The organism is Citrobacter sp. Igbk 14 (assembly GCF_028069825.1).
Classification (GTDB): Bacteria; Pseudomonadota; Gammaproteobacteria; order Enterobacterales; family Enterobacteriaceae; genus Citrobacter.
On the sequence record NZ_JANEWM010000045.1, the window covers coordinates 1 to 22078 of the forward strand.

General features: G+C 51.1%; 17 protein-coding genes, 4 tRNA genes, 1 rRNA gene and 1 pseudogene. 17 read left to right on the plus strand and 6 right to left on the minus strand.

Going from position 1 to position 22078, the window contains the following annotated elements; translation table 11 throughout:
• Positions 1–2: 2 nt before the first annotated feature.
• From rrf to birA, 3 genes are all read left to right on the plus strand, one after another.
• Positions 3–118 (plus strand): 5S ribosomal RNA (gene rrf, locus NNN64_RS16470).
• 343 nt (positions 119–461) lie between these two features.
• Positions 462–1490, plus strand: coding sequence for a UDP-N-acetylmuramate dehydrogenase (gene murB, locus NNN64_RS16475; protein WP_271442053.1), 1029 nt, complete (start codon positions 462–464; stop codon positions 1488–1490).
• Positions 1487–2449 (plus strand): bifunctional biotin--[acetyl-CoA-carboxylase] ligase/biotin operon repressor BirA, encoded by a 963-nt coding sequence (gene birA, locus NNN64_RS16480; protein ID WP_271442054.1) that lies wholly within the window; start codon positions 1487–1489, stop codon positions 2447–2449. Before murB ends, birA begins: the two co-directional genes overlap by 4 nt.
• A gap of 34 nt (positions 2450–2483) precedes the next feature.
• Here birA and coaA read toward each other — a convergent pair whose 3' ends face one another.
• Together coaA and NNN64_RS16490 are read right to left on the minus strand one after the other, a co-directional pair.
• Complete coding sequence (gene coaA, locus NNN64_RS16485) at positions 2484–3434, minus strand: type I pantothenate kinase (RefSeq protein ID WP_271442069.1); 951 nt, start codon at positions 3432–3434, stop codon at positions 2484–2486.
• A gap of 290 nt (positions 3435–3724) precedes the next feature.
• Positions 3725–3805: pseudogene (locus NNN64_RS16490) on the minus strand (hypothetical protein); the annotation flags it as partial.
• A 19-nt stretch (positions 3806–3824) separates the two neighbouring features.
• Between NNN64_RS16490 and NNN64_RS16495 the strand changes: the two are divergent.
• The 13 genes from NNN64_RS16495 (at position 3825) to rpoC (ending at position 18018) form a co-directional block, all read left to right on the plus strand.
• Positions 3825–3900 (plus strand) — tRNA-Thr (locus NNN64_RS16495).
• A gap of 8 nt (positions 3901–3908) precedes the next feature.
• Positions 3909–3993: transfer RNA gene (locus NNN64_RS16500), tRNA-Tyr, on the plus strand.
• A gap of 115 nt (positions 3994–4108) precedes the next feature.
• A tRNA-Gly gene (locus tag NNN64_RS16505) sits at positions 4109–4183 on the plus strand.
• A gap of 5 nt (positions 4184–4188) precedes the next feature.
• A tRNA-Thr gene (locus NNN64_RS16510) sits at positions 4189–4264 on the plus strand.
• A gap of 118 nt (positions 4265–4382) precedes the next feature.
• Complete coding sequence (gene tuf, locus NNN64_RS16515; RefSeq protein ID WP_003031109.1) at positions 4383–5567, plus strand: elongation factor Tu; 1185 nt, start codon at positions 4383–4385, stop codon at positions 5565–5567.
• A gap of 228 nt (positions 5568–5795) precedes the next feature.
• Positions 5796–6179: a preprotein translocase subunit SecE gene (secE, locus tag NNN64_RS16520; RefSeq protein WP_003033128.1), complete on the plus strand. Its 384-nt coding sequence runs from the start codon at positions 5796–5798 to the stop codon at positions 6177–6179.
• 1 nt (position 6180) lies between these two features.
• Positions 6181–6726, plus strand: a complete 546-nt coding sequence (nusG, locus tag NNN64_RS16525; RefSeq protein WP_003033125.1) for a transcription termination/antitermination protein NusG — start codon at positions 6181–6183, stop codon at positions 6724–6726.
• 155 nt (positions 6727–6881) lie between these two features.
• A complete protein-coding gene (gene rplK, locus NNN64_RS16530; RefSeq protein WP_003033122.1) occupies positions 6882–7310 on the plus strand; it encodes a 50S ribosomal protein L11 in 429 nt (142 codons plus the stop codon).
• A 3-nt stretch (positions 7311–7313) separates the two neighbouring features.
• Entirely contained in the window at positions 7314–8021 is a 708-nt protein-coding gene (gene rplA / locus NNN64_RS16535) for a 50S ribosomal protein L1 (protein ID WP_198907431.1), read from the plus strand.
• A gap of 418 nt (positions 8022–8439) precedes the next feature.
• Positions 8440–8937 carry a 50S ribosomal protein L10 gene (gene rplJ / locus NNN64_RS16540; protein ID WP_001207203.1) on the plus strand — a complete coding sequence of 166 codons (498 nt, stop codon included), beginning with the start codon at positions 8440–8442 and terminating at the stop codon, positions 8935–8937.
• Between the two features lie 66 nt (positions 8938–9003).
• Positions 9004–9369: a 50S ribosomal protein L7/L12 gene (rplL, locus tag NNN64_RS16545; RefSeq protein WP_003033114.1), complete on the plus strand. Its 366-nt coding sequence runs from the start codon at positions 9004–9006 to the stop codon at positions 9367–9369.
• A gap of 320 nt (positions 9370–9689) precedes the next feature.
• Entirely contained in the window at positions 9690–13718 is a 4029-nt protein-coding gene (rpoB, locus tag NNN64_RS16550; RefSeq protein ID WP_199948064.1) for a DNA-directed RNA polymerase subunit beta, read from the plus strand.
• A gap of 76 nt (positions 13719–13794) precedes the next feature.
• Positions 13795–18018, plus strand: a complete 4224-nt coding sequence (gene rpoC / locus NNN64_RS16555) for a DNA-directed RNA polymerase subunit beta' (protein ID WP_005132891.1) — start codon at positions 13795–13797, stop codon at positions 18016–18018.
• 108 nt (positions 18019–18126) lie between these two features.
• Here rpoC and NNN64_RS16560 read toward each other — a convergent pair whose 3' ends face one another.
• Positions 18127–18444, minus strand: coding sequence for a PTS lactose/cellobiose transporter subunit IIA (locus NNN64_RS16560; RefSeq protein ID WP_137383233.1), 318 nt, complete (start codon positions 18442–18444; stop codon positions 18127–18129).
• A gap of 4 nt (positions 18445–18448) precedes the next feature.
• Entirely contained in the window at positions 18449–18754 is a 306-nt protein-coding gene (locus NNN64_RS16565) for a PTS sugar transporter subunit IIB (RefSeq protein ID WP_271442055.1), read from the minus strand.
• 1091 nt (positions 18755–19845) lie between these two features.
• On the opposite strand from NNN64_RS16565, the gene cspE reads away from it, so the two are divergent.
• Positions 19846–20058 (plus strand): transcription antiterminator/RNA stability regulator CspE, encoded by a 213-nt coding sequence (cspE, locus tag NNN64_RS16570; RefSeq protein WP_271442056.1) that lies wholly within the window; start codon positions 19846–19848, stop codon positions 20056–20058.
• A gap of 119 nt (positions 20059–20177) precedes the next feature.
• Here the strand turns inward: cspE and thiH are convergent, their stop codons facing one another.
• Positions 20178–21311 (minus strand): 2-iminoacetate synthase ThiH, encoded by a 1134-nt coding sequence (gene thiH, locus NNN64_RS16575; protein WP_271442057.1) that lies wholly within the window; start codon positions 21309–21311, stop codon positions 20178–20180.
• Positions 21308–22078, minus strand: coding sequence for a thiazole synthase (thiG, locus tag NNN64_RS16580; RefSeq protein ID WP_271442058.1), 771 nt, complete (start codon positions 22076–22078; stop codon positions 21308–21310). Before thiG ends, thiH begins: the two co-directional genes overlap by 4 nt.

The following is a 22078-nucleotide window of genomic DNA, read 5'->3' on the forward strand; positions in this document are numbered from 1 at the left end:
TGCCTGGCGGCTGTAGCGCGGTGGTCCCACCTGACCCCATGCCGAACTCAGAAGTGAAACGCCGTAGCGCCGATGGTAGTGTGGGGTCTCCCCATGCGAGAGTAGGGAACTGCCAGGCATCAAATAAGTGAAGAAGCCCATCCTGACGGATGGGCTTTTTTGCGTCTGTGCGGGGTGAAAACCGCCGGATGCAGCATCCTGTCTTATCCGGCCTGCAGCTGAATGTATGTTGTAGGCCTGATAAGCACAGCGCATCAGGCACTCCCGGCGGCATTTCGCCGGATGCGGCGTTCCGCCTTATCCGGCCTACAACGGCACCACAAGGTAGGCCTGATAAGCGCAGCGCATCAGGCACATCGCGGCACCATCGGGCACAAAGCAACCCCCCACGCTTCCATAAAACAAGCCATCCTGCGGCATATGCGGTAAACTAAGCGCGATTTTGCATCAGGAAAGCGTCTATGAATCACTCCCTTAAAGCCTGGAATACCTTCGGCATCGATCAGCAAGCTAACGAACTTGTCTGCGCCGAAAATGAGCAACAATTATTGAATGCCTGGCAATCAGCCAATGCATCACATCATCCAGTACTGATTCTGGGTGAGGGGAGTAACGTCCTGTTCCTCGATAATTTCCATGGCACGGTGATCGTCAACCGTATCAAAGGTATAGAGATTACAGAGAAGCCTGACGCGTGGTATCTACACGTTGGGGCTGGTGAGAACTGGCATCATCTGGTACAGCATACATTGCAGCTTGGCATGCCTGGGCTGGAAAACCTGGCGCTTATTCCCGGCTGTGTTGGCTCATCGCCAATCCAGAACATTGGTGCTTATGGTGTGGAACTTCAGCGTGTTTGCGAATATGTGGATTGCATTGAACTGGCGACCGGTAAGCATCTGCGTGTAAGTGCTGCGGAATGTCGTTTCGGGTATCGTGACAGTATCTTTAAGCATGAGTATCAGGATCGCGTCGCGATTGTAGCCGTCGGTCTGCGTTTGTCTAAACAGTGGCAGCCCGTACTGACATACGGCGATTTGACGCGTCTGGATCCTGCAACGGTCACACCTCATCAGGTGTTTGATTCCGTCTGCCACATGCGAACAACAAAGCTGCCTGACCCGAAAATAAACGGTAATGCGGGAAGTTTCTTTAAAAATCCGGTTGTTGCTGCGGAAATTGCACAGGAACTCCTGTCACAATTCCCGACCGCACCTCACTATCCCCAGGCCGATGGCTCAGTGAAGCTGGCCGCTGGCTGGCTTATCGATCAGTGTCAGCTCAAAGGCATGCGTATTGGTGGCGCAGCAGTACATCAACAACAGGCACTGGTACTGATCAATGCGGGTAATGCGACGAGCCAGGATGTCGTGCAACTTGCACATCATGTACGACATAAAGTGGGGGAGAAGTTTAATGTCTGGCTTGAGCCAGAGGTTAGATTTATGGGCCCGCAGGGTGAAGTGAATGCTGTGGAGATCATCGCATGAAGGATAATACCGTCCCCCTGACGCTCATCTCATTATTGGCTGATGGCGAATTCCATTCAGGTGAGCAACTCGGTGAAAAACTGGGAATGAGTCGTGCAGCGATTAACAAACACATCCAGACGCTACGCGACTGGGGCGTTGATGTATTTACTGTTCCAGGCAAAGGCTACAGCTTACCAGAGCCCATCCAGCTACTAGACTCATCCGTTATTCATTCTCAGCTGGACGGCGGAAACATCACCGTTCTGCCCGTAATTGATTCAACCAACCAGTATCTGCTGGATCGAATTGGGCAACTGACATCCGGAGATGCCTGCGTAGCGGAGTATCAGCAGGCTGGTCGTGGCCGACGTGGGCGTAAATGGTTCTCGCCATTTGGTGCTAACCTGTATCTCTCTATGTTCTGGCGCCTGGAGCAGGGCCCGGCAGCGGCGATTGGCCTGAGTCTGGTTATTGGTATCGTCATGGCTGAGGTTTTACGCGATCTGGGGGCGGATAAAGTCCGTGTGAAATGGCCTAATGATCTCTACCTGCTCGATCGAAAACTGGCCGGCATTCTGGTTGAGCTCACCGGAAAGACTGGTGATGCCGCGCAGATCGTTATTGGTGCCGGAATTAACATGTCTATGCGCCGGGTAGAAGAGAATGTGGTTAATCAGGGGTGGATTAACTTACAGGAAGCAGGCATAAACATTGACCGTAATACGCTTGCGGCCCGGCTGATCCGCGAGCTTCGTGCTGCGCTGATACTGTTTGAGCAAGAGGGGTTGGTGCCTTATTTATCACGCTGGAAGGTACTTGATAACTTTATCAACCGCCCGGTTAAACTCATTATTGGCGATAAAGAAATATTTGGTATCTCGCGAGGAATAGATGCACAAGGTGCACTATTGCTTGAACAGAATGGCAAGATAACACCATGGATGGGCGGAGAAATATCGCTCAGAAGTGCCGAATAATAAGAAGGGGAGCATCTGCTCCCCTTCTTATTATTTATTTTCTTAACCTGACTTGCTCAACGGCATGATTGGCGCTCTTGGTCATGATTAAACTGGCTCGCTCACGCGTAGGTAGTATATTTTGTTTTAAATTCAACCAGTTAATCTCTTTCCAGAGCGACATTGCTGTATTGACAGCCTCATCCTCGGACAATTTCGCGTAGTTATGGAAATAAGAGTCAGGATTGGTAAATGCCCCTTCACGGAATTTCAGGAATCGATTGATGTACCACGTCTGGAGTAATTCCTCTGGCGCATCAACGTAAATAGAGAAATCGACGAAGTCAGAAACAAATACATGATGCGGGTCGTGGGGGTAGTCCATTCCGCTTTGTAATACATTTAACCCTTCGAGAATCAATATATCCGGCTGGGCAACCGTTTTGTCGCCATCAGGGATCACGTCATAGATCAGATGTGAATAGACCGGTGCGGTGACGTTAGGAACGCCTGACTTCAGGTCGGAAACAAATTTTACCAGACGGTGCATATCATAAGACTGGGGGAAGCCTTTCTTCTTCATGAGCCCGCGTTCTTTCAACACCTGGTTTGGGTGAAGGAAACCATCGGTCGTAATCAGCTCAACTTTGCGGTGCTCTGGCCAGCGGCTCAGCAGTGCCTGCAAAACGCGCGCGGTTGTGCTTTTACCAACTGCAACACTGCCTGCAATACTAATGATATAAGGAATACGCTGGCCGTTTGTGCCTAAAAATTGCTCCAGAACAGCCTGGCGTCGCAGGTTTGAACTGATGTAAAAATTTAGCAAACGCGATAGAGGCAAATAAATCTCAGCAACTTCTTCCAGCGATAAGTCTTCGTTAATGCCTTTCAGACGAGCAATCTCTTCCTCGGTCAGGGTCATCGGCACTGAATCACGAAGCGCAGCCCACTGGTTGCGATCAAACTGTAGGTAAGGCGACGTTAACGCTTGCTCTTTTATACTCATACGCATGGTCTGGCTGTCATTGCTATATCAGGTCAGTGATAAAAAACGAAATCATCCCCGGCACGCAATGGCACGCACATTTCAGTTAATTTGGACAATGGGCAGGAGGGTAACACCAGATGAGGGGGAATAATAAGAAAAAATCGTCCCCTGAAAAGCATTGTGACGAGTATTCCAGATGTATAAAGATGTGCTTTCTCTCTGTCCGAACGTGAATAACGGAGCGAAACCCTCTCCGGTTATAAGGCCCAGCGTTGGAAATTTGTGCAATTCAGACAAGAAATAGATTATTTATCGGACGTATAGTGCAAAATGTGAGCGGAAGAACATTTTATGCAATTTTTTAGTTGCATGAGCACGCAGGTATCCATAAAATGCGCGCTACTTGATGCCGACTTAGCTCAGTAGGTAGAGCAACTGACTTGTAATCAGTAGGTCACCAGTTCGATTCCGGTAGTCGGCACCATCAAGTCCGGTGGGGTTCCCGAGCGGCCAAAGGGAGCAGACTGTAAATCTGCCGTCACAGACTTCGAAGGTTCGAATCCTTCCCCCACCACCACTTTCTGGCAGCGTTATCGCCGCCTGAGTTGGTTAAAAAATTTAATCAGCTCAAACATAAAAGAGAGAAATCTCTTTTTTGTTACAGAAAGAACTGGGTAGCCGAGTTTCAGGATGCGGGCATCGTATAATGGCTATTACCTCAGCCTTCCAAGCTGATGATGCGGGTTCGATTCCCGCTGCCCGCTCCAGACGTGCTGATATGGCTCAGTTGGTAGAGCGCACCCTTGGTAAGGGTGAGGTCCCCAGTTCGACTCTGGGTATCAGCACCACTTCACTTCTCCTTCCCGTTTCTCTCTGTTTACTTTTAAAAGCATTCAACAGCTCAGGTATATTGCCTGGTTGATGTGGTGATATCACCGATTTATCCGTGTCTTAGAGGGACAATCGATGTCTAAAGAAAAATTTGAACGTACTAAACCGCACGTTAACGTCGGTACTATCGGCCACGTTGACCATGGTAAAACAACGCTGACCGCTGCAATCACTACCGTTCTGGCTAAAACCTACGGCGGTGCTGCTCGCGCATTCGATCAGATCGATAACGCGCCGGAAGAAAAAGCTCGTGGTATCACCATCAACACTTCTCACGTTGAATATGACACCCCGACTCGCCACTACGCGCACGTAGACTGCCCGGGCCACGCCGACTATGTTAAAAACATGATCACCGGTGCTGCGCAGATGGACGGCGCGATCCTGGTTGTTGCTGCGACTGACGGCCCGATGCCGCAGACTCGTGAGCACATCCTGCTGGGCCGTCAGGTAGGCGTTCCGTACATCATCGTGTTCCTGAACAAATGCGACATGGTTGATGACGAAGAGCTGCTGGAACTGGTAGAAATGGAAGTTCGTGAACTTCTGTCTCAGTACGATTTCCCGGGCGACGACACGCCGATCGTTCGTGGTTCTGCTCTGAAAGCGCTGGAAGGCGAAGCAGAGTGGGAAGCGAAAATCATCGAACTGGCTGGCTTCCTGGATTCTTACATCCCGGAACCAGAGCGTGCGATTGACAAGCCGTTCCTGCTGCCTATCGAAGACGTATTCTCCATCTCCGGTCGTGGTACCGTTGTTACCGGTCGTGTAGAACGCGGTATCATCAAAGTTGGTGAAGAAGTTGAAATCGTTGGTATCAAAGAGACTGCCAAGTCTACCTGTACTGGCGTTGAAATGTTCCGCAAACTGCTGGACGAAGGCCGTGCTGGTGAGAACGTTGGTGTTCTGCTGCGTGGTATCAAACGTGAAGAAATCGAACGTGGTCAGGTACTGGCTAAGCCGGGCTCTATCAAGCCGCACACCAAGTTCGAATCTGAAGTGTACATTCTGTCCAAAGACGAAGGCGGCCGTCATACTCCGTTCTTCAAAGGCTACCGTCCGCAGTTCTACTTCCGTACTACTGACGTGACGGGTACCATCGAACTGCCGGAAGGCGTAGAGATGGTAATGCCGGGCGACAACATCAAAATGGTTGTTACCCTGATCCACCCGATCGCGATGGACGACGGTCTGCGTTTCGCAATCCGTGAAGGCGGCCGTACCGTTGGCGCGGGCGTTGTTGCCAAAGTAATGAGCTAATTGCCGATAACATTTGACGCAATGCGCAATAAAAGGGCATCATTTGATGCCCTTTTTGCACGCTTTCACACCAGAACCTGGCTCATCAGTGATTTTTTTTGTCATAATCATTGCTGAGACAGGCTCTGAAGAGGGCGTTTAGTCCGAAACGCACCAGAGCATTTCGGTTTGGATCGCCTCGCTTACGCGGGGTGAAAATGTTTGTAGATACTTCTGACAGGTTGGTTTATGAGTGCGAATACCGAAGCTCAAGGAAGCGGGCGCGGCCTGGAAGCGATGAAGTGGGTTGTTGTCGCTGTATTGCTGCTTGTAGCTATCGTTGGCAACTACCTCTATCGTGACATGATGCTGCCGCTGCGTGCGCTGGCCGTAGTGATTCTGATTGCCGCAGCGGGTGGTGTCGCGCTGTTGACTACAAAAGGTAAAGCGACCGTTGCTTTTGCCCGTGAAGCGAGAACCGAAGTCCGTAAGGTCATTTGGCCAACTCGCCAGGAAACGCTGCACACCACGCTGATCGTTGCTGCGGTCACTGCGGTAATGTCACTGATCCTGTGGGGACTGGATGGTATTCTGGTTCGCCTGGTATCCTTTATCACTGGCCTGAGGTTCTAAGATGTCTGAAGCCCCTAAAAAGCGCTGGTACGTCGTTCAGGCGTTTTCCGGTTTTGAAGGCCGCGTAGCGACCTCGCTGCGTGAGTATATCAAGTTACAAAATATGGAAGAGTTGTTTGGTGAAGTCATGGTACCGACCGAAGAAGTGGTCGAAATCCGTGGCGGCCAGCGTCGCAAAAGCGAGCGTAAATTCTTCCCGGGCTATGTACTGGTCCAGATGGTAATGAATGATGCAAGCTGGCACCTGGTGCGTAGCGTGCCGCGTGTGATGGGCTTTATCGGCGGTACATCTGACCGTCCGGCACCTATCAGCGACAAAGAAGTTGATGCGATCATGAACCGCTTGCAGCAGGTTGGTGATAAGCCACGTCCGAAAACGATGTTTGAGCCAGGTGAAATGGTTCGTGTTAGCGACGGTCCGTTCGCTGACTTTAACGGTGTGGTTGAAGAAGTGGATTACGAGAAGTCTCGTCTGAAAGTTTCCGTGTCTATCTTCGGTCGTGCGACTCCAGTTGAACTGGACTTCGCTCAGGTTGAAAAAGCCTAACACGTCGATCAAAAAAGCGACGATTTAATCGTTGCACAAGGCGCGAGATTGGAATACAATTTCGCGCCTTTTGTTTTTATGGATTCTGTCCGTAAAACGAATTTAATCACGGGGAGCCTCCTTGAGGCGCTATAACCCAACTAGAGGAATTTAGAATGGCTAAGAAAGTCCAAGCCTATGTCAAGCTGCAGGTTGCAGCTGGTATGGCTAACCCGAGCCCGCCGGTAGGTCCAGCACTGGGTCAACAAGGCGTGAACATCATGGAATTCTGCAAAGCGTTCAACGCAAAAACTGATTCCATGGAAAAAGGTCTGCCGATTCCGGTTGTTATCACCGTTTACGCTGACCGTTCTTTCACTTTCGTTACCAAAACGCCTCCGGCAGCAGTACTGCTGAAGAAAGCGGCTGGTATCAAGTCTGGTTCCGGTAAGCCGAACAAAGACAAAGTGGGTAAAATTTCCCGCGCTCAGCTGCAGGAAATCGCGCAGACCAAAGCTGCCGACATGACTGGTTCCGACATTGAAGCGATGACTCGCTCCATCGAAGGTACTGCACGTTCCATGGGCCTGGTAGTGGAGGACTAAGAAATGGCTAAACTGACCAAGCGCATGTCCGTGATCCGTGACAAAGTTGATGCTACTAAACAGTACGATATCAACGAAGCTATCGCTCTGCTGAAAGAGCTGGCCACTGCTAAATTCGTAGAAAGCGTAGACGTTGCCGTTAACCTCGGCATCGACGCACGTAAATCTGACCAGAACGTACGTGGTGCAACTGTACTGCCGCACGGTACTGGCCGTTCCGTTCGCGTAGCCGTATTTACCCAGGGCGCAAACGCTGAAGCTGCTAAAGCTGCAGGCGCTGAGCTGGTAGGTATGGAAGATCTGGCTGACCAGATCAAAAAAGGCGAAATGAACTTTGACGTTGTTATTGCTTCCCCGGATGCAATGCGCGTTGTTGGCCAGCTGGGCCAGGTTCTGGGTCCGCGTGGCCTGATGCCAAACCCGAAAGTTGGTACTGTAACGCCGAACGTTGCTGAAGCCGTTAAGAACGCTAAAGCAGGTCAGGTTCGTTACCGTAACGACAAAAACGGCATCATTCACACTACCATCGGTAAAGTGGATTTTGACGCTGACAAACTGAAAGAAAACCTGGAAGCTCTGCTGGTTGCGCTGAAAAAAGCTAAACCGACTCAGGCTAAAGGCGTGTACATCAAGAAAGTTAGCATCTCCACCACCATGGGTGCTGGTGTTGCCGTTGATCAGGCTGGTCTGAGCGCGTCTGCGAACGTCTAAGATTAGCTTTACGTGGGCGGTGATTTTGTCTACAATCTTACCCCCACGTTTCTGTTGAAATAAACAGAACTCTATGTGAGTCATCTGAATTGTAGCAAGGCAGCAATTGAGTGAATCGCCGGGAGTTGTAGTTAACTACATGACCGGTGTGAGCGAGAACAGCTAACGCGACTACAGTTCAAAGGACGAAGTCATAGACAAGATTTGTTCGTTGGAGCCTGGCCTATCCAGGCCTCCGTCGAAGACCGCAGGTGTTTCGTCAGAAACTTAATGCCCTGCGTAGACGGTGACAGAACGCTAAGATTATTTCTGATACTCTGGCTTGTTTCTGCTCACCGTATTTAGACGCTCTCTCCGTTGGGGGGAGTGAAGTGAGTTCCGGAACATGAGTTCCGGCAAACATCCAGGAGCAAAGCTAATGGCTTTAAATCTTCAAGACAAACAAGCGATTGTTGCTGAAGTCAGCGAAGTAGCCAAAGGCGCGCTGTCTGCAGTAGTTGCGGATTCCCGTGGCGTAACTGTAGATAAAATGACTGAACTGCGTAAAGCAGGTCGTGAAGCTGGCGTATACATGCGTGTTGTTCGTAACACCCTGCTGCGCCGCGTCGTTGAAGGTACTCAGTTCGAGTGCCTGAAAGACACGTTTGTTGGTCCGACCCTGATTGCATACTCTATGGAACACCCGGGCGCTGCTGCTCGTCTGTTCAAAGAGTTCGCGAAAGCGAATGCAAAATTTGAGGTCAAAGCCGCAGCCTTTGAAGGTGAATTGATCCCGGCATCGCAAATCGATCGCCTGGCAACTCTGCCGACCTACGAAGAAGCAATTGCACGCCTGATGGCAACCATGAAAGAAGCTTCGGCTGGCAAACTGGTTCGTACTCTGGCTGCTGTACGCGATGCGAAAGAAGCTGCTTAATCGCAGTTATCTTTCTCAAGCATCTGCTTACGTATAAACTTATTCTGATTTTCAGGAACAATTTAAATGTCTATCACTAAAGATCAAATCATTGAAGCAGTATCCGCTATGTCCGTAATGGACGTTGTAGAACTGATCTCTGCAATGGAAGAAAAATTCGGTGTTTCCGCTGCTGCTGCTGTAGCTGTAGCTGCTGGCCCGGCTGAAGCTGCTGAAGAAAAAACTGAATTCGACGTAATTCTGAAAGCTGCTGGCGCTAACAAAGTTGCTGTAATCAAAGCAGTACGTGGCGCAACTGGCCTGGGTCTGAAAGAAGCTAAAGACCTGGTAGAATCTGCTCCGGCTGCCCTGAAAGAAGGCATCAGCAAAGACGACGCAGAAGCACTGAAAAAATCTCTGGAAGAAGCTGGCGCTGAAGTTGAAGTTAAATAAGCCAACTTTTCTGGTTGCAGCCTAAGAAATTAGGCTGATGGCTGGTGACTTTTTAGTCACCAGCCTTTTTGCGCTGTAAGGCGCCAGTAGCATTTCACACTGTTTGACTACTGCTGTGCCTTTCAATGTTTGTTTCTATCGACGCCTTAATATACTGCGACAGAGCGTCAGTTCTGTGTAAATCGCAATGAAATGGTTTAAGCGTGATAGCAACAGGCATTGCGGAAAGTATTCGATTTTCCGGTCAACAAAATAGTGTTGCACAAACTGTCCCTTCGTCGGACAGATGGGTCGACTTGTCAGCGAGCTGAGGAACCCTAATGGTTTACTCCTATACCGAGAAAAAACGTATTCGTAAGGATTTTGGTAAACGTCCACAAGTGTTGGACATACCTTATCTCCTTTCTATCCAGCTTGACTCGTTTCAGAAGTTCATCGAGCAAGATCCTGAAGGGCAGTATGGTCTGGAAGCAGCTTTCCGTTCCGTTTTCCCGATTCAGAGCTACAGCGGTAATTCCGAGCTGCAATACGTCAGCTACCGCCTTGGCGAACCGGTGTTTGACGTTCAGGAATGTCAGATCCGTGGCGTGACCTATTCCGCACCGCTGCGCGTAAAACTGCGTCTGGTGATCTACGAGCGCGAAGCGCCGGAAGGCACCGTAAAAGACATTAAAGAACAAGAAGTCTACATGGGCGAAATTCCGCTCATGACTGACAACGGTACCTTTGTTATCAACGGTACTGAGCGTGTTATCGTTTCTCAGCTGCACCGTAGTCCTGGCGTCTTCTTTGACTCCGACAAAGGTAAAACCCACTCTTCGGGTAAAGTGCTGTATAACGCGCGCATCATTCCTTACCGTGGTTCCTGGCTGGACTTCGAATTCGATCCGAAGGACAACCTGTTCGTACGTATTGACCGTCGCCGCAAACTGCCAGCGACCATTATTCTGCGTGCACTGAACTACACCACTGAGCAGATTCTGGATCTGTTCTTTGAGAAAGTTGTCTTTGAAATTCGCGACAACAAGCTGCAGATGGAACTGGTGCCGGAACGCCTGCGTGGTGAAACCGCATCCTTTGACATTGAAGCTAACGGCAAAGTCTACGTCGAAAAAGGTCGTCGCATCACTGCGCGCCACATTCGCCAACTGGAAAAAGACGATATCAAGCATATCGAAGTTCCGGTTGAGTACATTGCGGGTAAAGTTGCGGCTAAAGACTACGTTGACGAATCCACTGGCGAGCTGATCTGCGCAGCTAACATGGAGCTGAGCCTGGATCTGCTGGCTAAGCTGAGCCAGTCTGGCCACAAGCGTATCGAAACGCTGTTCACTAACGATCTGGACCACGGTCCGTACATTTCTGAAACTGTACGTGTCGACCCAACCAACGATCGTCTGAGCGCACTGGTAGAAATCTACCGTATGATGCGTCCTGGTGAGCCGCCGACACGCGAAGCGGCTGAAAGCCTGTTCGAGAACCTGTTCTTCTCCGAAGACCGCTATGACCTGTCTGCGGTTGGTCGTATGAAGTTCAACCGTTCTCTGCTGCGCGACGAAATCGAAGGTTCCGGTATCCTGAGCAAAGACGACATCATTGAAGTGATGAAGAAGCTCATCGATATCCGTAACGGTAAAGGCGAAGTCGATGATATCGACCACCTTGGCAACCGTCGTATCCGTTCCGTAGGCGAAATGGCGGAAAACCAATTCCGCGTTGGCCTGGTACGTGTTGAGCGTGCGGTGAAAGAGCGTCTGTCTCTGGGCGATCTGGATACCCTGATGCCTCAGGATATGATCAACGCCAAGCCGATTTCTGCAGCAGTGAAAGAGTTCTTCGGTTCCAGCCAGCTGTCTCAGTTTATGGACCAGAACAACCCGCTGTCTGAGATTACGCACAAACGTCGTATCTCCGCACTCGGCCCAGGCGGTCTGACCCGTGAACGCGCAGGCTTCGAAGTTCGAGACGTACACCCGACTCACTACGGTCGCGTATGTCCAATCGAAACGCCTGAAGGTCCGAACATCGGTCTGATCAACTCCCTGTCCGTGTATGCACAGACTAACGAATACGGCTTCCTTGAGACTCCGTATCGTAAAGTAACCGACGGTGTTGTAACTGACGAAATTCATTACCTGTCTGCTATTGAAGAAGGCAACTACGTTATCGCTCAGGCGAACTCCAACCTGGATGACGAAGGCCACTTTGTAGAAGATCTGGTTACCTGCCGTAGCAAAGGCGAATCCAGCTTGTTCAGCCGCGACCAGGTTGACTACATGGACGTATCCACCCAGCAGGTGGTTTCCGTCGGTGCGTCCCTGATCCCGTTCCTGGAACACGATGACGCCAACCGTGCATTGATGGGTGCGAACATGCAACGTCAGGCGGTTCCGACTCTGCGTGCTGATAAGCCGCTGGTTGGTACCGGTATGGAACGTGCTGTTGCCGTTGACTCCGGTGTTACTGCAGTTGCTAAGCGTGGCGGTACTGTTCAGTACGTGGATGCTTCCCGTATCGTTATCAAAGTTAACGAAGACGAGATGTACCCGGGCGAAGCAGGTATCGACATTTATAACCTGACCAAATATACCCGTTCTAACCAGAACACCTGTATCAACCAGATGCCATGTGTGTCTCTGGGCGAACCGGTTGAACGTGGTGATGTGCTGGCTGACGGTCCGTCCACCGACCTCGGTGAACTGGCACTGGGTCAGAACATGCGCGTGGCATTCATGCCATGGAACGGTTACAACTTCGAAGACTCCATCCTCGTATCCGAGCGTGTTGTCCAGGAAGACCGTTTCACCACCATCCACATTCAGGAACTGGCCTGTGTGTCCCGTGACACCAAGCTGGGGCCGGAAGAGATCACCGCTGACATCCCGAACGTGGGTGAAGCTGCGCTCTCCAAACTGGATGAATCCGGTATCGTTTACATTGGTGCGGAAGTCACCGGTGGCGACATTCTGGTTGGTAAGGTAACGCCGAAAGGTGAAACCCAACTGACGCCAGAAGAGAAGCTGCTGCGTGCAATCTTCGGTGAGAAAGCGTCTGACGTTAAAGACTCTTCTCTGCGCGTGCCAAACGGTGTTTCCGGTACGATTATCGACGTTCAGGTCTTTACTCGCGATGGCGTAGAAAAAGACAAACGTGCGCTGGAAATCGAAGAAATGCAGCTGAAGCAGGCTAAGAAAGACCTGTCTGAAGAACTGCAGATCCTCGAAGCTGGCCTGTTCAGCCGTATCTACGCTGTGCTGGTTGCCGGTGGTGTTGAAGCTGAGAAGCTCGACAAACTGCCACGCGATCGCTGGCTGGAACTCGGCCTGACCGACGAAGAGAAACAAAATCAGCTGGAACAGCTGGCTGAGCAGTACGACGAACTGAAACACGAGTTCGAGAAAAAACTCGAAGCGAAACGCCGTAAAATCACACAGGGCGACGATCTGGCACCGGGCGTGCTGAAGATTGTTAAGGTTTATCTGGCGGTTAAACGTCGGATCCAGCCTGGTGATAAAATGGCAGGTCGTCACGGTAACAAGGGTGTAATTTCTAAGATCAACCCGATCGAAGATATGCCACATGATGCTAACGGTACGCCGGTAGACATCGTACTGAACCCGCTGGGCGTACCATCGCGTATGAACATCGGTCAGATCCTTGAAACCCACCTGGGTATGGCTGCGAAAGGTATCGGCGATAAGATCAACGCCATGCTGAAACAGCAGCAGGAAGTCGCGAAACTGCGCGAATTCATCCAGCGTGCTTACGATCTGGGTTCAGATGTTCGTCAGAAAGTTGACCTGAATACCTTCAGCGATGAAGAAGTTCTGCGTCTGGCTGAAAACCTGAAAAAAGGTATGCCGATCGCAACGCCGGTGTTCGACGGTGCGAAAGAGTCTGAAATCAAGGAACTGTTACAGCTGGGTGGCCTGCCGACTTCCGGTCAGATCACACTGTTCGACGGTCGTACCGGTGAGCAGTTCGAGCGCCAGGTTACCGTTGGCTACATGTACATGCTGAAACTGAACCACCTGGTTGATGACAAGATGCATGCGCGTTCTACCGGTTCTTACAGCCTGGTTACTCAGCAGCCGCTGGGTGGTAAGGCGCAGTTCGGTGGTCAGCGCTTCGGGGAGATGGAAGTGTGGGCGCTTGAAGCATATGGCGCAGCATACACCCTGCAGGAAATGCTCACCGTTAAGTCTGATGACGTGAACGGTCGTACTAAGATGTATAAGAACATCGTGGACGGCAACCATCAGATGGAACCAGGCATGCCAGAATCCTTCAACGTACTGTTGAAAGAGATTCGTTCGCTGGGTATCAACATCGAGCTGGAAGACGAGTAACTCTCGATCAAACAGGTCACTGGTGCTGGCTTAACCGCCAGCGCCAGATTGTGCTAACTCCGACGGGAGCAAATCCGTGAAAGATTTATTAAAGTTTCTGAAAGCGCAGACTAAAACCGAAGAGTTTGATGCGATCAAAATTGCGCTGGCCTCGCCAGACATGATCCGTTCATGGTCTTTCGGTGAAGTTAAGAAGCCGGAAACCATTAACTACCGTACGTTCAAACCTGAGCGTGACGGCCTTTTCTGCGCCCGTATCTTTGGGCCGGTAAAAGACTATGAGTGCCTGTGCGGTAAGTACAAGCGCCTGAAACACCGTGGTGTGATCTGTGAGAAGTGCGGCGTTGAAGTGACCCAGACTAAAGTACGCCGTGAGCGTATGGGCCATATCGAGCTGGCGTCTCCGACTGCTCACATCTGGTTCCTGAAATCTCTGCCGTCCCGTATCGGTCTGCTGCTCGATATGCCACTGCGCGATATCGAACGCGTACTGTACTTCGAATCTTATGTTGTTATCGAAGGCGGTATGACTAATCTGGAACGTCAACAGATCCTGACTGAAGAGCAGTATCTGGACGCGCTGGAAGAGTTCGGTGACGAATTCGACGCGAAGATGGGTGCGGAAGCCATCCAGGCCCTGCTGAAGAGCATGGATCTGGAGCAAGAGTGTGAAACTCTGCGCGAAGAGCTGAACGAAACCAACTCCGAAACCAAGCGTAAGAAGCTGACCAAGCGTATCAAACTGCTGGAAGCATTCGTACAGTCTGGCAACAAGCCAGAGTGGATGATCCTGACCGTTCTGCCGGTTCTGCCGCCAGATCTGCGTCCGCTGGTTCCGCTGGATGGTGGTCGTTTCGCAACCTCAGATCTGAACGATCTGTATCGTCGCGTGATCAACCGTAACAACCGTCTGAAACGTCTGCTGGATCTGGCTGCGCCGGACATCATCGTACGCAACGAAAAACGTATGCTGCAGGAAGCGGTCGACGCCCTGCTGGATAACGGTCGTCGCGGTCGTGCGATCACCGGTTCTAACAAACGTCCTCTGAAATCTTTGGCCGATATGATCAAAGGTAAGCAGGGTCGTTTCCGTCAGAACCTGCTCGGTAAGCGTGTTGACTACTCCGGTCGTTCTGTAATCACCGTAGGTCCATACCTGCGTCTGCATCAGTGCGGTCTGCCGAAGAAAATGGCACTGGAACTGTTCAAACCGTTCATCTACGGCAAACTGGAACTGCGTGGCCTCGCCACCACCATCAAAGCCGCTAAGAAAATGGTTGAGCGTGAAGAAGCTGTCGTTTGGGATATCCTGGACGAAGTTATCCGCGAACACCCGGTACTGCTGAACCGTGCACCAACACTGCACCGTCTGGGTATCCAGGCATTTGAACCGGTACTGATCGAAGGTAAAGCTATCCAGCTGCACCCGCTGGTTTGTGCGGCATATAACGCCGACTTCGATGGTGACCAGATGGCTGTTCACGTACCGCTGACGCTGGAAGCCCAGCTCGAAGCGCGTGCGCTGATGATGTCTACCAACAACATCCTGTCCCCGGCGAACGGCGAACCAATCATCGTTCCGTCTCAGGACGTTGTATTGGGTCTGTACTACATGACCCGTGACTGTGTTAACGCCAAAGGCGAAGGCATGGTGCTGACTGGCCCGAAAGAAGCTGAGCGTATTTATCGCGCAGGTCTGGCCTCTCTGCATGCGCGCGTTAAAGTGCGTATCACCGAATACGAAAAAGATGAAAACGGCGAATTCGTTGCGAAAACCAGCCTGAAAGACACGACCGTTGGCCGTGCCATTCTGTGGATGATCGTACCGAAAGGTCTGCCTTTCTCCATCGTCAACCAGGCGCTGGGCAAGAAAGCTATCTCCAAAATGCTGAACACCTGTTACCGCATTCTGGGCCTGAAGCCGACCGTTATCTTCGCTGACCAGACAATGTACACCGGCTTTGCTTATGCAGCGCGTTCAGGTGCATCTGTTGGTATTGATGACATGGTCATCCCAGAGAAGAAACATGAGATCATCTCTGAAGCAGAAGCTGAAGTTGCTGAGATCCAGGAGCAGTTCCAGTCTGGTCTGGTAACCGCGGGCGAACGCTATAACAAAGTTATCGATATCTGGGCTGCGGCGAACGATCGTGTATCCAAAGCGATGATGGATAACCTGCAAACTGAAACCGTTATTAACCGTGACGGCGTAGAAGAGCAGCAGGTTTCCTTCAACAGCATCTACATGATGGCCGACTCCGGTGCGCGTGGTTCTGCAGCACAGATTCGTCAGCTGGCAGGTATGCGTGGTCTGATGGCGAAGCCAGATGGCTCCATCATCGAAACGCCAATCACCGCGAACTTCCGTGAAGGTCTGAACGTACTCCAGTACTTCATCTCCACGCACGGTGCGCGTAAAGGTCTGGCGGATACTGCACTGAAAACAGCGAACTCCGGTTATCTGACTCGTCGTCTGGTTGACGTCGCGCAGGACCTGGTCGTTACTGAAGATGATTGTGGCACGTTGGAAGGCATCACCATGACCCCGGTTATCGAGGGTGGTGACGTTAAAGAACCGCTGCGCGATCGCGTATTGGGTCGTGTGACTGCTGAAGACGTTCTGAAGCCGGGCACCGCGGATATTCTGGTTCCACGCAACACGCTGCTGCACGAACAGTGGTGTGACCTGCTGGAAGAGAACTCCGTTGACTCCGTTAAAGTCCGTTCCGTTGTATCCTGTGACACTGACTTTGGTGTATGTGCGCACTGCTACGGTCGTGACCTGGCGCGTGGCCACATCATCAACAAAGGTGAAGCAATCGGCGTTATCGCGGCGCAGTCCATCGGTGAACCGGGTACACAGCTGACAATGCGTACGTTCCACATCGGTGGTGCGGCATCTCGTGCGGCTGCTGAATCCAGCATCCAGGTGAAAAACAAAGGTAGCATCCGTCTGAGCAATGCGAAGTCGGTTGTGAACTCCAGCGGTAAATTGGTTATCACCTCACGTAACACCGAACTGAAACTGATCGACGAATTCGGTCGTACCAAAGAAAGCTATAAAGTGCCTTACGGCTCCGTGATGGCGAAAGGTGATGGCGAACAGGTTGCTGGCGGCGAAACCGTAGCGAACTGGGATCCGCACACCATGCCGGTTATCACCGAAGTGAGTGGTTTCGTCCGCTTCACTGACATGATCGACGGCCAGACCATTACTCGTCAGACCGACGAGCTGACCGGTCTGTCTTCTCTGGTGGTTCTGGATTCTGCAGAGCGTACTGCGGGTGGTAAAGACCTGCGTCCGGCACTGAAAATTGTTGATGCTCAGGGCAACGACGTTCTGATCCCAGGCACCGATATGCCTGCTCAGTACTTCCTGCCGGGTAAAGCGATTGTTCAGCTGGAAGATGGCGTACAGATCAGTTCTGGTGACACCCTGGCGCGTGTTCCGCAGGAATCCGGCGGTACCAAGGATATCACCGGTGGTCTGCCGCGCGTTGCGGACCTGTTCGAAGCACGTCGTCCGAAAGAGCCGGCAATCCTGGCTGAAATCAGCGGCATCATTTCCTTCGGTAAAGAGACCAAAGGTAAACGTCGTCTGGTTATCACCCCGGTAGACGGTAGCGAACCATACGAAGAGATGATTCCGAAATGGCGTCAGCTCAACGTGTTCGAAGGTGAACGTGTAGAACGTGGTGACGTTGTTTCCGACGGTCCGGAAGCGCCGCACGACATCCTGCGTCTGCGTGGTGTGCATGCTGTAACTCGTTACATCGTTAACGAAGTTCAGGACGTATACCGTCTGCAGGGCGTTAAGATTAACGATAAACACATCGAAGTTATCGTTCGTCAGATGCTGCGTAAAGCCACCATCGAAAACGCTGGTAGCTCCGACTTCCTGGAAGGCGAGCAGGTTGAATACTCCCGCGTCAAGATCGCTAACCGCGAGCTGGAAGCGAACGGCAAAGTGGGTGCAACATTCTCCCGCGATCTGCTGGGTATTACCAAAGCGTCTCTGGCAACCGAGTCCTTCATCTCTGCAGCATCGTTCCAGGAAACCACGCGTGTCCTGACCGAAGCCGCTGTTGCAGGTAAACGTGATGAACTGCGCGGTCTGAAAGAGAACGTCATCGTGGGTCGTCTGATCCCGGCTGGTACCGGTTATGCGTACCACCAGGATCGTATGCGCCGCCGCGCAGCAGGCGAACTGCCAGCTGCACCGCAGGTCACTGCTGAAGATGCTTCTGCCAGCCTGGCAGAGCTGTTGAACGCAGGTCTGGGCGGTTCTGATAACGATTAATCGTTGTTGACCCTAATAAAAAACCCGCTTCGGCGGGTTTTTTTATATCTATGTTTATGCCTGGCGGCGCTGCGCTTATCAGGCCTAAGAAGCCATTCGGTAGCACCATTAATTTACCGGCGGTAAGCGCCGATAAAGTTCAATCATGTCGCCCGCCAGATCCTGAATCACCATCGCGTTCATCAAATGGTCCTGCGAATGGACGGTGATGAGATTGACCGGTAACTTTCCCGTACCTTCGTCTATACCGATAAGTTGGGTCTGAATTTTATGCGCTTGTTTAACGAACTCGCGTGATTCCGTCATCGCTTGTTCTGCACCCGTGAAATCACCTTTACGCGCCAGTTGCAGCGCTGTGAGGGCCTGGCTGCGGGCAGCACCCGCATTCACGAGTAATTCCATGATGATTGTTTCTAACTCTTCCATGCCATTACTCCAGTAACTTCAGTGCGTTATCCAGTACGGCATCACCTTTCATCATGCCGTAATCCATCATATCGATAACGGCGACCTTTTTGCCTAGCGGGTCGGCAAGCGCCTGAAGTTTGGCCTGTTCATACTTAACCTGCGGACCGAGTAAAACAATATCTGCAGTGGCGATATTTTCTTCAAATTCAGCCACCGGGACTGCTTTGATAGCCACATCGACGCCTTTTTTCTGGGCGGCATCTTTCATCCTTTGCACCAGCATGCTGGTGGACATCCCGGCGGCACAGCATAAAACGATGTTTTTCATAGTGAGTCTCGATCAACGGGTATTTATTGATAATTATCTCGTGCGGGCAACAGCAACAACCGCTTTGCGACGATTGTGTGTCTGGCATCACAAAGAAATGCCATTTTTTCTGAAACCGGTTACAAGCGGGGCTCTGGCCGGCCTGGTCTGACCCAAAAAGCAGTTTTTCCCATAGTGTTCAGGTGTAGATATTAATAATTACTGTCAATAAAGACATGTTATTAAAAACAGTATTGACACTGTTTTTTAAACCCGTATGTTAATACTTAACAGCGGAGAAATAGTCATTTGCTGTTAAATTAGTAAGTGTTAGTAGCGTTTGATAGGGGGTTGCGATAAGGGCCACGAAATATTCTTTTGTATGGGGTAGTCGATGCTGAAGTTATTATCTTTGCACATCGACAATGTTTTCAGGCTCTGTAGTTGATTTATCTAATCGCAAAGTAGTAAAGAAAGTGCGACGATGTAAGGTCATGATTTAATAGTTAATGTTGGCAGGTTTCTTTTATAAGAGCTTGCAAGGGAAGTAAGGCCACGCATCAAAGAGTATATGTCGCAAGGGGAAGTGTACTTGTTTAGGTCGCCATTCTTGAGTTTTATTATCAAGTTGGCTGGGTTTATTTAACGATAAATAGAGGAAAGTGTTAGTTAGTATCAGCATCCAATATTATCTGTGATAAACGTGTACATTTAAAATGTAGTATCAACAGCAGTACAAAATTGTTAAGTCTATTAATGTTAAATCTGAAGTTTGTAGTAACTTAAAGCCCTGGCTGCAACGGTCAGGGCTTTTATTTTTTATACATCAATACGTTACCTTTCCGCACAGACGCACTGGCTCAACATTTCACCTGTTGATGGATATTAATTAAATTAATGCTTGCATAATGATTAGAAGCAAGTCTACTATAATGGCATCGGTTTGGAACACAGACCTTATGTAAGCAGTTTTAGTAAAGCAGTTCTCAGTTCAAGCGTTATCCTCAGATACTCTTCATCGTGAGCCTCCTCCTAAGTGCCCCATAAGTTAATTTCTGCAAAACAGGCCATCTTCGCTGCATAAGCGGCTCAAAACATGAAAGGAAGTATCTATGTCTAACAAAATGACTGGTTTAGTAAAATGGTTTAACCCTGAAAAAGGCTTTGGCTTTATCACTCCTCAGGACGGTGGTAAAGATGTATTTGTGCATTTTTCAGCCATCCAGAGCAACGATTTTAAAACCTTAGACGAAGGTCAAAAAGTGGAATTCTCTGTTGAGAACGGCGCTAAAGGTCCGTCTGCTGTTAACGTTATCGCGCTGTAATTGCCGATAATCCCACGAGCACTTGCGATAGCGATGAAGGCCAGAGCCTGAGCAGATAAGTGTCAGTGAATAAAAAACCCGCGTAAGCGGGTTTTTTCGTTTATGCGGTCTCCTCAGATTTACGACACCTGAGACGTCCTTCCCAGATAGCTGTCCCAGTCTTTCCACACGGGTTGTAATCCCTGTGCAATCAATGCGTCAGCGACAGTTTCCGGGCGACGATCGTCGTGCGGAGAGAACTGTTCCAGTTCAGGATGGTTATCAGCATACCCACCGGGTTGCGTTTTCGAGAAAGCACTGACGTTGTTGATCGCCAGCGGGATCACATGGTCACGGAACCACGGAGACTCACGGGTGGAAAGCGACAGTTCAATTTCCGGCGACAGCAAGCGAAATGCACAAATGGTTTGCACCAACTGGCGTTCATCCATAATTGACGCTGGCTCTACACCTCCGGTACACGGACGTAGTCTTGGGAAGGAGATGGAGTAACGACTCTGCCAGTAATGTTGCTGCATCCACAGCAAATGCTCGGCGACCATATAACAATCAACCCGCCAGCTATCGGACAAACCAATCAACGCTCCCAGGCCGATTTTATCGATGCCAGCGCGCCCCAGTCTGTCTGGCGTGTCCAGCCTCCAGAAGAAATCCTGTTTTTTCCCTTTCAGATGGTGCCGGGCATAAACCGCTTCATGGTAGCTCTCCTGATACACCATTACTCCATCCAGTCCCAGCGCCTTCAGTTCCGCATATTCAGCCTCTGACAGCGGCTGTACTTCCATCTGTAATGAGGCGAACTGGCGGCGAATAGCGGGGAAATGGCGACGAAAGTAATCCATGCCGACTTTGGCCTGATGTTCGCCAGTGACCAACAGGAGGTGCTCGAAACCCAGCTCGCGGATGGCCGCGCACTCCCGGCTAATCTCATCTTCGTCCAGTGTTTTGCGCTTAATACGGTTACTCATAGAGAAGCCGCAGTAGGTACAGTCATTGGCACACAGATTAGAGAGATACAGCGGGACGTAAAAACTGACGGTGTTGCCAAAGCGCTGGCGAGTAAGTTTCTGCGCCCGCTGCGCCAGCGGCTCCAGATAAGCGGCGGCGGCAGGGGAGAGCAAGGCCATCAAGTCATCGCGTGTGAGTTGTGAGGCATTGATAGCCCGTTCCACATCTGCAGCGGTTTTACTGTGGATGCGCAGGCGGATGTCGTCCCAGTCCAGTTGTCGCCAGCGATCGGCGAAAGTTTTCATGAGAAGGCCTCCAGAAATCCGGTTAACGGGCTGGTAGGACTTGCCTGCGAACTTTTGCTTCCTGGTACCGCCTGGCGTGCCAGCAAGCCAGCTTCAACGGCCAGACGGAAGGCGGTTGCCATCATCACCGGATCGTCAGCCACGGCAATGGCTGTGTTGACCAGCACCGCATCGGCCCCCATCTCCAGCGCCTGCGTAGCGTGGCTCGGAACACCGATGCCTGCATCAACCACCACCGGAACGGTCGCCTGCTGGATAATAATCTCCAGCATCGCGCGGGTTTCCAGCCCCTGATTAGAACCGATGGGCGCGCCGAGCGGCATTACCGCAGCACAACCAACCTCCTCCAGCCGTTTACACAGTACCGGGTCCGCGCTGCAGTAGGGCAGTACCACAAAGCCCTGCTTTACCAGTGCTTCGGCGGCTTTCAGGGTTTCGATAGGGTCCGGCAGTAGCCAGCGTGCGTCAGGGTGGATTTCCAGCTTCAGCCAGCGTGTCCCTAGCGCTTCACGTGCCAGTTGGGCGGCAAAGATAGCCTCTTCTGCCGTTTTGGCCCCTGAAGTGTTAGGCAGAAGTGTGACGCCGGCTTCGATAAGCGGTGTCAGAATCGCGTCGTTGTGCTGGCGTAAATCGACCCGCTTCATTGCCAGCGTCACCAACTGGCTACCGGAGGCGCGAATGGCATCGACCATCAGCTGTGATGAGGCGAATTTCCCGGTGCCAGTAAACAGATGTGAATCAAACGTTTTGTCGGCAATACGTAACAT